This window comes from Hymenobacter negativus (assembly GCF_016056375.1).
In the GTDB taxonomy this organism is placed as follows: domain Bacteria; phylum Bacteroidota; class Bacteroidia; order Cytophagales; family Hymenobacteraceae; genus Hymenobacter; species Hymenobacter negativus_A.
The window spans coordinates 1054093-1067311 of sequence record NZ_JAEDAE010000001.1; the positions used below are offsets into that span (position 1 = coordinate 1054093).

Genomic DNA, 13219 nt, shown 5'->3' on the forward strand with positions numbered 1-13219 from the left:
CTGCTCTTGCTTCGTAATTTCGAAGTATTCAGTCGCTCATTCTAATCCTTTTATGGCTGTTTTTCCCGTTACGAGTTCTATTGGGTTACGCTTCGCTATTCCAGCAGGAGTACTGGCTTTGATGGCCGCTTCGGCCCCCGCTACCCCACCCGCCATCACCACGGAGCAGCTCACTGCGCGCATGAGCGCAGCTATTGAAGGACTGAAATTCCTGCGTTGCACCGTGAAGGCGCAGGAGCGCATCGAAGGCAGCATTCATCAGGCGCGCAGCATTATGAAGCTGACGTACAAGCCGCTGCGCATCTACATCAAGAACCAGAAAGGCGTGGAAGTATTGTGGTTGGCGGGTCAGAATAACGGCGATGCCTGGGTATACCCGGCGGCCTTCCCTTACGTCACCCTCAGCCTGGACCCCAACGGTAAGCTGATGCGCAGCAGCCAGCACCATACGGCCCTGCAGGCCGGCTTTGGCACTATTTCGGACCTGTTACGCTCCACCGGCCTGCGCCAGGACAACTCCTACAGCCGCTCGTTCCGCTACGTGGGCGACACCACTTTGCTGGGCCGCACCAATTACGTGCTCCGCTCCGACTATCCGCAATACCGCTACGTGAGCTACAAAGCCGGCAAAAACGAAACCATCGGCACGGTAGCTGAGCGGTTTGGGTGCGGCGAATTTCGCATCATCGAACGCAACGGGCTGAGCATCGGCGACAAAATACCTGAAGGTAAAGTGCTGCAAGTGCCCAATGCTTACGGCCGCCGCACTATTCTTTGCGTCGACCCCAAAACCTACCTTCCCACCATGGTGCAGGTGAACGATGAGAAAGGCCTGTTTGAGAAATTTGAATTCCTGGACGTAATACCGAATCAACCCATTCCGCTGGAGGAATTCACCAAGGATTATAAAGGCTACAAACTCTAAATCACGAATTCGCTCGGATTTTTCGGAGTGCACGGATTTTGTGAACAAAAATTTTTCTATCTCAACCAAAAAGGCTTGCCAATCAGCAAGCCTTTTTGGTTTGAAATCGTCTACAAAATCCGAAAAATCCGAGCGAATCCGTGGTCTAGCGGCGCATGGTTTTTTCAATGTGGTCCCACATATCGGGCGTCAGCATTTCGAGCTTGTTGAACTCGCCGGCTCCGTTCAGCCACTCACCACCGTCAATAGTTACAACTTCGCCATTCACATACGCCGAGAAATCCGATACCAGATAGGCGGCTAGGTTGGCCAGTTCCTGGTACTGGCCCACGCGCTTGAGGGGCACACTGGCGGCGGGGTCAAGCTTGCTGGCAAGCGGCTCAGGGAAAAGGCGGCTCCAAGCGCCTTCGGTTGGGAATGGGCCGGGCGCAATGGCGTTGGAACGGATGCCGTACTTGGCCCATTCGACTGCTAGTGAGCGTGTCATGGCCAGCACACCGGCCTTGGCCGTGGCCGAAGGCACCACAAAAGCCGAGCCTACCGAGGCATAAGTAGTCACGATGTTGAGGATGGTACCGGTCTTTTTATCGGCAATCCAGCGCTTGCCCACGGCCAATGTGCAGTTATATGAGCCACGCAGTACAATGTCCACAATTACATCGAACGCCTTGTGGCTCAGGCGCTCGGTGGGGCTGATGAAGTTGCCGGCCGCGTTATTCAACAGCACATCCACGCCGCCAAACTCCTGAATGGTGCGCTCCAGCATGGCCTCCACTTCGTCGTACTTGCGCACGTCGCAGGCTATGGCCAGTACTTTGCCGCCGGTTTGCTGGCGGAGCTCATCAGCGGTTTTTTCCAGCACGTCCAGTTTGCGGCTCGTGATGGTGACGTTAGCGCCTAGCTGCAGGAAATACGTAGTCATGGCCCGGCCCAGGCCGGTGCCGCCGCCGGTTACGATGATGGTTTTGCCCGCCAGGGCGTTATCGCGCAGCATAGGCTGGGTGTAGGGTGCGTTCATCCGAATAAAAAACAATAAGGGTGGGATAAGCGGGTCAGTCCGCCACCCGAAGGTACAAGCCTGCTGGTGCGAATGTTAGCCCAACGTAGCTCAGAGGCCGGATTATTTATTTTCAATGCCGAATATAGTGTTTCACCTTTTTCTTCTCACCTTCGTGCCTTGAAGGCATTAATTTCGATTGATTGGCATGACTAGTTCCATTTCCGGGGGCTCCACGAGCTCGAATTCGGGAGCGGGGCTCCCTACCGTATTAGTGTTGGGCTGCGGCTGGCTGGGCATGGCTCTGGCACGGCAGCTGGCGGCCTCGGGCCACCCCGTACTGGGCACCACCACCACCCCCGAAAACCTTCCCCTAATGGCTGCCGCCGGCATCCAGGGCCACTTGCTGCGGCTGGGCTCCGACTTTGATGCCCCGACCGAAGCCTTGCTGCACCGCCTGCTCCGCGCCGCCGATGTGCTGGTGCTGAACGTGCCGCCCCGCGCCGCCGCCGCTGGGGCCTACCCCACGCTGCTACGGCCCATCCACCGGGCCGTAGCTGCGGCCGGCACGCCGCATGTGCTGTTTGTGAGCTCGACCAGCGTGTATCCGAACGAGCCGCGCCTCATGCGCGAAACCGACGCCATCAGCACCCGCGACGCGGCCTCGGATGTGCTGCGGGCGGAAGGTCATTTCGTGCCGCGCTACGGCCAATGGAAAAGCACCGTGGTGCGCCTGGGCGGCCTCATTGGCCCGGACCGGGCTCCCGGCCGCTTCCTGGCGGGCCGCCAGGGCCTCGACCAGGGCAATGCGCCCGTAAACCTCGTGCACCTGACCGATGTCGTCGGCGTGCTGTCCTGCATCATCGAACGCGGGGCCTGGGGCCACACCCTGAACGTGTGTGCCAACCAGCACCCGCGCCGCCGCGATTTTTACCCCGCCGCCGCACAATATCTCAACCTGAGCGCACCCACTTTCAAGGACGAGCAGGGTGTAAGTGGCAAAACTATTGATAGTAGCTTGGTGCGCAGCCTCGTGCCCTATCAGTTTAAGCACGATGATGTGCTGGCCTCGCTGGCCTACTGTTAGTCCGGCGATGGCCCACTGGTGGGCGGCTTACCTTTGCCTTGTGAAATCTGCTGCAATTCCTCCCCTCGTGGCCGTCCTCGGCGGCGGGGCGGCTGGCTTTTTTGGTGCCATCGCCTGCGCCGAAGCCAACCCCAATGTCTCCGTTGTATTGTTGGAAAAGACGGGGAAACTCCTCGCCAAAGTGCGCGTTTCGGGCGGCGGGCGCTGCAACGTGACGCATGCCTGCAACACGCCCGCCCAATTGGTGGCCCACTACCCACGCGGCAGCAAGCAACTCAAAGCCGCCTTTCAGCAGTTTGGCGTGGCCGAAACCATTGCCTGGTTTGCCAAGCGCGGCGTGACGCTGAAAACGGAGGCCGACGGCCGCATGTTTCCCACCACAGATTCCAGTGAAACCATTGCCCGCGCCCTGGAAGAAGCCGCTCGCCAGGCCGGCGTTCGCATCGTCACCAATGCCAGTGTCGATGAGATTCAGCCACTGCCGCAAGGCGGTTTCAGCCTGAAAATCACTGGCGCAGGCAGCGCACAATTTGGCGCATCGTTGCAGGTTTCACAGCTGCTCATTGCCACCGGCGGCAATCCCAAATCGGGCAACTACGACTGGCTACGTGCCCTCGGCCACCGCATCGCCGACCCGGTCCCTTCCCTCTTCACATTCAACGTACCCAACTCGCCTCTCAACGAGCTTATGGGCGTGAGCGTGCCCCAGGTTCGCGTGGTGCTGGCCGGCGAAAAGCTGCAATACGAAGGCCCATTGCTCGTCACACACTGGGGCGTGAGCGGCCCGGCCGTGCTCAAACTTTCGGCCTGGGGTGCCCGTCGGCTCAGCGAGCTGGGCTACGTGGGCACCGCGCTTATCAACTGGATACCAACCTTCACCGAGGAAACCCTGCGTCCCTGGCTGCAACAGTTCCGGCAAGACAACGGCAAGAAAATCGTGGCCAGCAACCCGCAGTTTGGCCTGCCCCAACGCCTCTGGCGCAACCTCACCGAGCAGGCCGGCATCACCGCGGAAATTCGCTGGAGCGACCTGCCTGCCAAAGCCCAGAACCGCCTGCTCGAATTATTGCTCCGAATGCCGCTGGCCGTGCGCGGCAAAACCACTTACAAGGAGGAATTCGTGACATGCGGCGGCATCGTCCTCGATGAAGTTGACCTCAAAACCATGCAGAGCCGCCGGGTGCCCGGGCTGTATTTCGCCGGCGAAGTGCTCGACATTGATGGCATCACCGGCGGCTTCAACTTCCAGGCTGCCTGGACCACCGGCTTCCTGGCCGGGCAGGCAATGTCCGCATCATTGGCAGTTGCGGTGTAACCTTCCGCGCGGCTCAGCAGTAAACGAGGCATAATCTTTCACCTCAAAATACTCTTTCCTCATGGAAGCCAAAGCCACCCAAGCCCTGCTCAACGAACTGGTTGAAACCCTCAAAGACGGTCAGAAAGGCTACGCCGAAGCCATGGTCGACGTGCAAGATGCCGACCTGAAGGACACGTTCAAGCATTTCGCCGCCCAGCGTTCGAGCTACCTCAATGAAATCGAGGACCAGATGTTCAAGCTGGACCTTAAGCCCGACACCAACGAAGGAGCCAGCGGCTCCATCACCGGTGCCGTGCACCGCGCCTGGATTGACCTGAAATCGGCCGTGACCGGCAAGGACCGCCACAGCATCCTCGCCGAGTGCGAGCGCGGCGAAGACTACGCCAAGAAAGCCTACCAGACTGCGCTGAAAGCCGAAGGCCTGCCCGCCGGATTGAAATCAGTCATCGAAAAGCAGTACCAGGGCGTGATGGAAGGCCACGACAAAATCAAAGCCCTGCGCGATTCGTCGAAATAAGGACCGCAGATTTTAACGGATTTGACGGATAAGAACGGATTCTAACAAATTCGCTTTTCTTATTAAAACCATTGAATCAAAAAAAGGCCCTTCGATTAATCGAAGGGCCTTTTTTATAGCACTAACTTTAATAAATAGCTTGGCTAATTATCACCAACAAACAATAAGTATATAATTGACAAATAACTAACCTGATAGGTATCGGCCGGATTATGACAATCCGACCGAATCCGTTCTTATCCGTCAAATCCGTTAAAATCTGCGGTCCTTATTCGTCGAAGTTCTCGTTGCGGGGAGTACGGGGTGCGGGGCGTGTGTCGTACTCGCGGGGCGTACCATAGCTCGGTTTATTGCCGTAGCTGGGACGGTCACCGTAGCTCGGGCGGTTGCCATAACCCGACTTGCCGGTACCGCCTTCGCGGCGGTCGCCGTAGCTCGGGCGGTTGCCATAGCCACTGCCGCCGTCACGATTGCCTTTGTAGCCACCGCCGTAGCCCCCCTCGCGGCGCTCACCGCCGCCGAAGCCACCGCGGTTGCCTTTGTAGCCGCCGCCGTAGCCACCCTCACGGCGCTCGCCGCCGAAGGCACGACGCTCGCCCCGGTCGCCGACGAAGCCGCCTGGGCCACCACCCATGCGGTTGAAGCCTTCTTCTTTCGCGGCAGCATCCTGCACCGGCGTGGCGATGCTGAAGCTTACCGGCGAACCCTGGATGCTGGTGCGGCCGAGTTTCTCTACAATCTCATTGGCAAATTCCGACGGCACTTCCACGAAGCTGAACTTATCGTAGAGGGCGATGTCGCCCACTTTGGCACCGGTCAGGTTGCTCGACTCCGAAATCAAGTCCACGATGTCGCGGGGGTGAATCCGGTCTTTCTTGCCCATGGTCACGAACAAGCGGGTGTAGCCGGGGCGGGCCTGGCCGGCCGCCTTGCTGGCGTCGAGGCTCTGCTGGGCGCTCTTGTCCTCCTTCATCGTCATCTTCAGCAGGGCCGCCGCGATGTCGAGCGAGGTGATTTCGTCGCCCTGGTCGAGCAGGCGCTGCACGCGGCCCACGTATTTCTCCAGGTTGCCCTTCTCGATGATTTCCTTAATCTGGTTCAGGAACAGCGTGGTTTTTACCTCCGATACGTCGGCGAACGACGGCACCTGCGCCAATTTAATGTCGGCCTTGGTGAAGCGCATGATGTCGCGCAGCTTGTAGATGTCGCGGCCGCTCACAAACGTGAAGGCTTTGCCCGACTTGCCAGCGCGGCCCGTGCGGCCAATGCGGTGCACGTAATATTCTTCGTCGGCGGGCAGGTCGTAGTTTACCACGGCCTCCACGTTGTCCACGTCGATGCCGCGGGCGGCCACGTCGGTAGCCACTAGCACTTCCAGCGTCGACTTGCGGAATTTGTCAAGCGTGTTCTGGCGCTGCTGCTGGCCCATGTCGCCGTGCAGGCCTTCGGCGAAATAGCCTTTGGCTTGCAGGTCGGCCACAATTTCGTCCACCATGCGCTTGGTGTTGGCGAAAACGATGGTCGACTTCAGGTTGTACATGTCGAGCAAACGGGTCAGCACATCCTTTTTCTGGGGCCCGCGCACCTCGTAGTAGCTTTGCTCGATGTTGGTAACCGTCATCGTCTTATGGTTCACCTTCACAATCTGCGGCTCGCGCTGATATTTCTTGGTGAGCTCCATGATGGGCTTGCTCATCGTGGCCGAGAAGAACACCGTCTGGCGGTCTTCGGGCATCTTGCTGAGCACGTACTCGATGTCCTCGCGGAAGCCCATGTCGAGCATTTCGTCGGCTTCATCGAGGATGATTTTCGTGGTTTTGTCGAGGCGCAGGGTGCCGCGCTCGATGTGGTCCATCACCCGGCCGGGCGTGCCAATCACAATCTGCACGCCGCGCTCCAGGGCGCGGAGCTGACGGTCGTAGGGGCTGCCACCGTAAATAGGCACCACCATCAGACCGCGCTTGTACTTGCCCAGCTTCTGGATTTCGCCCGACACCTGCACCGCGAGCTCGCGGGTGGGGCAGAGCACCAGCACCTGCACGTCGCGACTATCGGTATCGATGTTGTCGATGGCCGGAATGGAGAAGGCGGCCGTTTTGCCGGTACCCGTCTGGGCCTGGCCAATTACGTCTTTGCCGGAAAGCAGCACGGGAATGGCGGCGGCCTGAATGGCCGAGGCTTCCTCGTAGCCCATCTCGGTGATGGCGCGTTGCACTTCCTCGGAGAGGTTCAGTTCGTCAAAGCGAACCACAGTTTTTTCAGCTTCCATGAATGTGGAATTGATAAGGGGATAAAGAGTCTTCGCTCCGAAAACAGCCGTACTCAGCGACGTTTCCCCTCCTTCTACCTTTCACAATCAGGCGGGAAAAAACAACCAAAAAACAACGCGACCAATGCGTTAGCGCCTCTCTCAGGCTTACGCGGACTCAGGCCGTCCTCAAATGCGGGTGCAAAGGTAGGATTTTTATTTTGGAAAAGCTACAGTTTTTATAACATGGCGCAACCAAGTGGCCGTGCAGCGCGTGGCGGCCACCCGCTTCGCCTGTCATCCGGAGCGCAACGAAGGACCTTCTCACGTCTGCGCTACTTGATTACAGCAACCCGTTTTCTCGTGAGAAGGTACTTCGCTGCGCTCCGGATGACGGGCGAAGTTTGCATTCTGGGCACAAAAAAAAGCCCGCCAAAGGCGGGCTTTCTTAGATTGCAAAGCTTGGGCTGAATTAAACCAGCGACACTTTCACAGCGTTCGGGCCTTTTTTGCCTTGAGCTACTTCGTATTGAACTTTGTCGTTTTCGCGAATCGAGCTAACCTGGAGGTCGCTGATGTGAACGAAGATATCTTCGCCAGTTTCGTCGTTTTTGATGAAACCAAAACCTTTGGTGTCATTAAAGAATTTTACCGTTCCGGTGGGCATGGTGGTTGGTTGTGGAGTTTCCCTAAGCGTTTGGGCCACCGTGGCTTGGTTTCTTAGGTTGCGTCAAAGATAGGCAGAAATTCCAAATCACCAAGTCGATAGGTATTTTTTTCGATGCGTGCCGACCTTTGCCCGCTCACCCTCCTACTATAGAGTATGTCCGACGCGCCCGCCCACGCTTTCTCCCACGAATTTCAGGTGCCCGAAAGTGCCATTGATGCGCTGGGCCACGCCAACAACGTGGAATACGTGCGCTGGGTGCAGGACGTGGCGGGGGCGCACTGGCTGAGCATTTGCCCGGCCGCGCTGCGCGAGCAGATTATCTGGGTGGTGCGCGAGCACCGGATTCGCTACCTGCAATCGGCCTTCGCGGGCGAGACGCTGCGGGCCACTACTTGGGTGGGCGAAACCAGCGGGGCCACGTCGCTGCGCTACACCCGCCTCACCCGCGCCGCCGATGGTGTGCTGCTGTGCGAGGCGGAAACTACTTGGGTGCTGCTCGACCCTAAGAGCGGCCGGCCCGTGCGAGTGACAGCGGAGATGGTGGGGTGGCTGACTAATGATGCCTAATTCTCTATTTTACCATAGTTGATAAAGCATTCGCCAGTCGAATAAGCTTCTTTTTTTTGAAGCCGTTCGCCGTTGATATACTGTACTCCATTTTTCCCAACCGGAAAAGTTGTAGTACATAGCAGCTTTCAGTTTCATTAATCTCTTCAACCAACCGCCCACTGGTATCACTTAGCTTAAATGTTCTGATTCTCGGGCCAAGCCAACTCACGCTTTTTACCTTAATTTCATCATCCTCGACAGAAACAGATTCAACACGCTTTTTCCAGTAATACGCAACTAGAAAGGTAATACAAGCCAATATCGACAACGACTCAATATTAAAGCGTGCAGGATATTTATTCGAAGGAAACTGGTTAGCGGTTATAATTATTAAATACATGACAATTATAACTAAGCTATAGCGCCTGCTATAATTCGCACTGCTTTTAGCAACAAGCATAATATACATACTGTGCAGGAATTCTGCATTGAAGACCCAAGTCCAAATATACATGCCTCCCTCATTCCGCATCTACTCCTCTTCGGCCGGCTCGGGGAAGACGTACCAATTAACGAAAGAATACCTGCTGCTGGCGCTGGGTTCTGACAGTCCAGAGTATTTTAAGCACGTGCTGGCCATTACGTTTACCAACGATGCGGCGGGGGAAATGAAGCACCGCATTGTGGATGCGCTGCGGGATTTTGCTTATCCGCAGGAGGGCAAGCCGGATACGCTGCTGGCCGATATTGCGGCCGAACTGAAGCTGCCCGAAACGGAGGTGCGGCGGCGGGCGGCGGAGACGTTTCGGCTGGTGCTGTACCACTACGCCGACTTTGGGGTGAGCACCATTGACTCGTTTGTGCAGCGGATTGTGACGGCGTTTACCCGGGAGTTGGGCTTGCCGGCCACGTTTGAGGTGGAATTGGATACGGATGCGGTGCTGCAAAGCGCGGTGGCCGCGCTGCTTGACAAGGTGAACCGCGACCCGAACAGCAAGCTGCTGTCGCAGACGCTGGCGGAATACGCGCTGGGGCAGGCCGACGAGGGCAAAAGCTGGAGCCGGCTGCCGGAGGAGCTGGCGGGCTTCGGCAAGGTGCTTTTTAATGAGACGGTGCAGGAGGCGGTGGCGCAGCTGGATAGGTTGAGCCTGGCCGATTTCCGGCGGCTGGACAAAGAAATTAGGGCGCGGCGGGCCGAAATTGAAGCCGATTTCGTAAAGACCAAAGAGGCGGCAGTGGCCGTGCTGGAGCAAGCCGGCGCCACGGAAGGCGACTTCTTTCAGGGCAAGCGCGGCATTTTTGGCTACGTGCAGAAAGGGCTGGATTTGCTGGCCCCGGATGCCGGGCCCAACAGCTACGTCAACGCCACACTGGCTGACGATAAATGGTATAGCGGCAAAATAAAAACCGAAGCTGACCGGGCACGCGTTGACGAAACAAAGGAATCATTGCGCAGCATTGTAGCGGCAGTAGCGCAATTACGCGAGGTGCATTTGCAGAGCTATACTTTGCTGGCGGCCATGCAGCCGTATTTATTTCACGCTTCTTTATTAAGTGAATTAAATAAGATTGTCGAGCAAATCAGCCGCGAACGAAATGTGGTGTTGATTTCGGAATTTAACCGAAGAATTGCCAGCATTGTGCTCACCGAGCCGGTGCCGTTTTTGTACGAGCGACTGGGCGAGAAATACGAGCATATTCTGATTGATGAGTTTCAGGACACGTCCGTTTTGCAGTGGAATAACCTGCTGCCGCTGGTGGAAAACACATTGGCCAATGGGCACAGCAGCTTGGCGGTGGGCGATGCCAAGCAGGCCATCTACCGCTGGCGCGGGGGCGAGATGGAGCAGATTCTGCGCCTGCATCAGGGCAATACGGAGGCGCTGGCGGCGCGGGCCCGCGAGCCGGAAATGCGCGAGCTGCTGCGGGGGCGCTACGAGGCGTTTCGCGGCAAGCTGGAGCCCAAGGCCTTGCAGGTGAATTACCGGTCGGCGCGGGAAATTATTGATTTCAACAACTCATTTTTTGAAGCGGTGAGTGCGCGGCACGAGGCGCTGGGGCTAGTGACGGGGATTTATGACGCGCACTTTGGGCAGCAGGTACCGGATTCGCAACGCGCAGGCCAACAGGGCCATGTGGAGTTGTTATTCACCCAAAAGGATGCGCCCGCGCTGATTTTTGACCCTGCCACCGGCACCTACACTGCCGAGCCCCTCCCCGGCCACGCCCCCGAGGCGCTGCTGGGCTACGACGAAAGCACCTGCTACCTCACCCTGCAACTGGTGGAGCAGGCCCTGCGCGACGGCTATGAGCTACAGGATATTTCGGTGCTGTGCCGCACGCGCTACGCCAGTAAAATCATTGCCAAGTTCCTGAAAGAGCGGGGCTACGCCATTATTTCGGCCGATTCGCTGGCGCTGGAATTTGCGGAGGTGGTGAACTTGCTGGTGAGCATACTCAGGGTGCTGCACCAGCCCGCCGATACACTGGCGCGGGCTGAGGCCCTGCTGCTCGTGGACAAGGTGGTGCGCGGGTTGGCTCCTACTCCTGCCCGCGCCCGGCACATTGCCACGGTGGCCAATGCGGCGGGCGGCACGTCGTTTTTTGATGAGCTGCGGGCGCTGGGCTACGACGTGCAGGAGCACGAAACCGGCAACCTGGGCCTCTACGAGCTGGCCGAGCGGCTGCTGAGTTTGTTTGGGCTGCTGGGGCGGAATGGAGAAAGCGAGTACCTGTTTCGCTTTCTGGACTTGACGCTGGAATACAGCCTGAAATTTGGCAACAACCTGGGCAATTTCCTCACGCACTGGGAGGAACGCAAAGGGCGCATCAGCATCAACGCGCCGGGCGGGCGGGCAGCCATCACCATCACCACGGTGCACAAGGCCAAGGGCTTAGCGTATGGCGTGGTGATTGTGCCCTTTGCCGACTGGAGCCTGGAGCCACACCGCGGCACCCTGCTGTGGGGCCACCTGGAGGCCGGCGAAAAGCCCACCGAGCTGATGCCCGACGTGGCGGTGGTGAGCCTGAGCAAGGGCATTCAGCAGACGGTCCTGGGGACGCAGTACGACGAGGAGCGGGAGAAAACCTTCCTCGAAGGGCTGAACACGCTATACGTGGCCTTCACCCGGCCGCGCCACCGCCTCTACGTCATCAGCAAGCGGCCCGACGAGAAGAAAACCACTAAAACCGACGAGCTGGACGCCGCCCCCGCCGCGGCCGCCCGCACCGTGGCCGACCTACTCCTCGGCTACCTCCAAAGCCGCGGCCAGTGGCAGGAGGAACAGGTATCATTTATTATTTCGCAAGGCACTCCGGCGGCTAAAGCCAGAACTCCGAACGAAGAGCTTAGATCTCAAACTTATGAGTTAACCAACCTGGCCGCCGCGCCTTGGGAGGAGCGCCTGAAGCTGCGCCGCCACGCCACCACGCTCTTCGATTTTGACGAGCAAAAGGCCCAGGGCGAGTGGAATCGCAAGCTGCACTTTGCCCTGCGTCGCCTGCTCACGGCCGCCGACGTGGGCCGGGTGGCCAGCCAGCTCGTGGCCGAGGGCATCCTGAGCGCCAAGGAGCGGCCCGCGCTGGTGGAGAGTCTCGAAACGCTGGTGAGCGACCCGCGCCTGGCCCCCTACTTCGCCCCGCACCTGAGCGTGGAAACGGAGCGTGAAATATTGGTGGGCGGTGTGAAGCTGCGCGACTACAAGCCCGACCGCGTGGTGCTCGAACCCTCCCTCGAAGCCCACCACCGCCTCGGCGGCCGTGTCACGCTGATGGATTTCCGCCTGCCCCCGCCGCAGGAGAAACACAAGCGCCTGCTGCGGAATTACGCCACGCTATTTGAGCAGTTGGGGTACGCGGAGGTGCGCGGCGTTATTTATTATTTCGGGACGGGGGAAGTAGTGGAGTTATGAGCACCCGTTTTATTTAGATAGTTCTCGCTCAACCTGCTTTAATTTCTCGATAATAATTTCTCCAACTCCGAATAATACATCGTGGTGGTTTTCGCAAAGCAGCCACTCGTATTTTTTCGACACGAGGTAGTATTCGAAAGAATGACTTTCGGCTAACACTTGCTGAATAGATTCGATATTTCCTTCAAATAGCCAGAATTTATCATCTTCTGCGATAAACCAAACTTGCTCATGCAGCGGAATTAATTTGTGCAATGAATCAACTGGCCATCCAGGCAGCAAAACTGAATGTACTGGCCCTTTTAAATAGCCATTCCACCACCACAACACTTTATCATATCGAGCAGAAACGAATTTATCTTCTACTCTTTTCATAATTGGCTCCCATTCGGTTATTCCAACAGCCCGGAAGTTAGTAGATGATAAGCTGAGTGTAGCGGCAGTTTGCAGTAGTTCGTGTTTGAGTGTCATTTGGTAAAAGTGTAAGTCTTGAAGATTATTTAGCTTCACAGTTCCCGCAACTCCCCCCCGTAACTGCTTCAAAAAAGCCATTCTAATTATGGGCAAAGAATGTTTTATCAAATGCCCGAAGCTCGATACCCAAGCAACCCGGCAGTTTCTTGAGCAACGCTTCATCGTAGCGGCTACTGAAAATGAAACGTTGGAGCTTGCGCTACGAAATGCTGCGGCAGAGCCGACAAGTGACTGGGCACCCGTGATAGTTGCGCTTGAATCTGACGGCGTTTATTTCCTCGACAATTTAGCTTCTCCAATTCAAGCAGCAAGTATTTTCATGCAGCTTATTGACTTCCTATTGTTGAGAGCAGAAGCAGTTACAATCACGGAACTATAGTGGCAAATCCCCGCTGGCGCGCGTCTGCGAGGCCGTAAAGGTTACGGTGTATATCACGGAGCTTGGGCTTTCGGAAAGAGAACTATTAGGACTGTAGCGTGGACTCGAGCCTGAGCATGGGCGAAAATTCTGTTGGTTTCATTC

12 protein-coding genes are annotated in these 13219 nt (G+C 57.3%); 7 read left to right on the plus strand and 5 right to left on the minus strand.

The window, feature by feature from the left end; all coding sequences use genetic code 11:
* Positions 1-52: 52 nt before the first annotated feature.
* Positions 53-925 (plus strand): LysM peptidoglycan-binding domain-containing protein, encoded by an 873-nt coding sequence (locus tag I7X13_RS04585; RefSeq protein ID WP_198074516.1) that lies wholly within the window; start codon positions 53-55, stop codon positions 923-925.
* 145 nt (positions 926-1070) lie between these two features.
* Here I7X13_RS04585 and I7X13_RS04590 read toward each other — a convergent pair whose 3' ends face one another.
* Entirely contained in the window at positions 1071-1943 is an 873-nt protein-coding gene (locus I7X13_RS04590; RefSeq protein WP_233454654.1) for an SDR family oxidoreductase, read from the minus strand.
* Between the two features lie 187 nt (positions 1944-2130).
* Between I7X13_RS04590 and I7X13_RS04595 the strand changes: the two genes are divergently transcribed.
* The 3 genes from I7X13_RS04595 to I7X13_RS04605 all read left to right on the plus strand — a co-directional run bounded on the left by I7X13_RS04595 (position 2131) and on the right by I7X13_RS04605 (position 4844).
* Complete coding sequence (locus I7X13_RS04595) at positions 2131-3009, plus strand: Rossmann-fold NAD(P)-binding domain-containing protein (RefSeq protein WP_198074517.1); 879 nt, start codon at positions 2131-2133, stop codon at positions 3007-3009.
* Between the two features lie 40 nt (positions 3010-3049).
* Positions 3050-4324, plus strand: a complete 1275-nt coding sequence (locus I7X13_RS04600; protein ID WP_317191522.1) for a BaiN/RdsA family NAD(P)/FAD-dependent oxidoreductase — start codon at positions 3050-3052, stop codon at positions 4322-4324.
* 61 nt (positions 4325-4385) lie between these two features.
* Positions 4386-4844, plus strand: a complete 459-nt coding sequence (locus tag I7X13_RS04605; RefSeq protein ID WP_198068762.1) for a PA2169 family four-helix-bundle protein — start codon at positions 4386-4388, stop codon at positions 4842-4844.
* 268 nt (positions 4845-5112) lie between these two features.
* On the opposite strand, the gene I7X13_RS04610 is transcribed toward I7X13_RS04605, so the two are convergent.
* The gene (locus I7X13_RS04610) at positions 5113-7113 is read right to left on the minus strand and encodes a DEAD/DEAH box helicase (RefSeq protein WP_198074519.1); all 2001 of its coding nucleotides are present in this window, start codon (positions 7111-7113) and stop codon (positions 5113-5115) included.
* A 451-nt stretch (positions 7114-7564) separates the two neighbouring features.
* Complete coding sequence (locus tag I7X13_RS04615; RefSeq protein WP_068239330.1) at positions 7565-7759, minus strand: cold-shock protein; 195 nt, start codon at positions 7757-7759, stop codon at positions 7565-7567.
* Between the two features lie 156 nt (positions 7760-7915).
* Between I7X13_RS04615 and I7X13_RS04620 the strand changes: the two genes are divergently transcribed.
* A complete protein-coding gene (locus I7X13_RS04620; protein ID WP_198074520.1) occupies positions 7916-8329 on the plus strand; it encodes an acyl-CoA thioesterase in 414 nt (137 codons plus the stop codon).
* A gap of 4 nt (positions 8330-8333) precedes the next feature.
* Here I7X13_RS04620 and I7X13_RS04625 read toward each other — a convergent pair whose 3' ends face one another.
* Positions 8334-8780: a hypothetical protein gene (locus tag I7X13_RS04625; RefSeq protein ID WP_198074521.1), complete on the minus strand. Its 447-nt coding sequence runs from the start codon at positions 8778-8780 to the stop codon at positions 8334-8336.
* A gap of 43 nt (positions 8781-8823) precedes the next feature.
* Between I7X13_RS04625 and I7X13_RS04630 the strand changes: the two genes are divergently transcribed.
* Positions 8824-12222, plus strand: coding sequence for a UvrD-helicase domain-containing protein (locus I7X13_RS04630; protein ID WP_198074522.1), 3399 nt, complete (start codon positions 8824-8826; stop codon positions 12220-12222).
* A gap of 9 nt (positions 12223-12231) precedes the next feature.
* On the opposite strand, the gene I7X13_RS04635 is transcribed toward I7X13_RS04630, so the two are convergent.
* Entirely contained in the window at positions 12232-12693 is a 462-nt protein-coding gene (locus I7X13_RS04635; RefSeq protein ID WP_198074523.1) for a DUF6756 family protein, read from the minus strand.
* Positions 12694-12781: 88 nt separating this feature from the next.
* On the opposite strand from I7X13_RS04635, the gene I7X13_RS04640 reads away from it, so the two are divergent.
* Complete coding sequence (locus tag I7X13_RS04640) at positions 12782-13075, plus strand: hypothetical protein (RefSeq protein WP_198074524.1); 294 nt, start codon at positions 12782-12784, stop codon at positions 13073-13075.
* The last annotated feature ends 144 nt before the right edge of the window (positions 13076-13219 follow it).

What these genes read in the sequence shown, in the direction of transcription:
- I7X13_RS04635 (WP_198074523.1), bottom strand. Translation starts at nt 12,693, where the DNA reads ATGACACTCAAACACGAACTACTGCAAACTGCCGCTACACTCAGCTTA.
- I7X13_RS04640 (WP_198074524.1), top strand. Translation starts at nt 12,782, where the DNA reads ATGGGCAAAGAATGTTTTATCAAATGCCCGAAGCTCGATACCCAAGCA.
- I7X13_RS04625 (WP_198074521.1), bottom strand. Translation starts at nt 8,780, where the DNA reads ATGTATATTATGCTTGTTGCTAAAAGCAGTGCGAATTATAGCAGGCGC.
- I7X13_RS04620 (WP_198074520.1), top strand. Translation starts at nt 7,916, where the DNA reads ATGTCCGACGCGCCCGCCCACGCTTTCTCCCACGAATTTCAGGTGCCC.
- I7X13_RS04595 (WP_198074517.1), top strand. Translation starts at nt 2,131, where the DNA reads ATGACTAGTTCCATTTCCGGGGGCTCCACGAGCTCGAATTCGGGAGCG.
- I7X13_RS04590 (WP_233454654.1), bottom strand. Translation starts at nt 1,943, where the DNA reads ATGAACGCACCCTACACCCAGCCTATGCTGCGCGATAACGCCCTGGCG.
- I7X13_RS04585 (WP_198074516.1), top strand. Translation starts at nt 53, where the DNA reads ATGGCTGTTTTTCCCGTTACGAGTTCTATTGGGTTACGCTTCGCTATT.
- I7X13_RS04610 (WP_198074519.1), bottom strand. Translation starts at nt 7,113, where the DNA reads ATGGAAGCTGAAAAAACTGTGGTTCGCTTTGACGAACTGAACCTCTCC.
- I7X13_RS04615 (WP_068239330.1), bottom strand. Translation starts at nt 7,759, where the DNA reads ATGCCCACCGGAACGGTAAAATTCTTTAATGACACCAAAGGTTTTGGT.
- I7X13_RS04630 (WP_198074522.1), top strand. Translation starts at nt 8,824, where the DNA reads ATGCCTCCCTCATTCCGCATCTACTCCTCTTCGGCCGGCTCGGGGAAG.
- I7X13_RS04605 (WP_198068762.1), top strand. Translation starts at nt 4,386, where the DNA reads ATGGAAGCCAAAGCCACCCAAGCCCTGCTCAACGAACTGGTTGAAACC.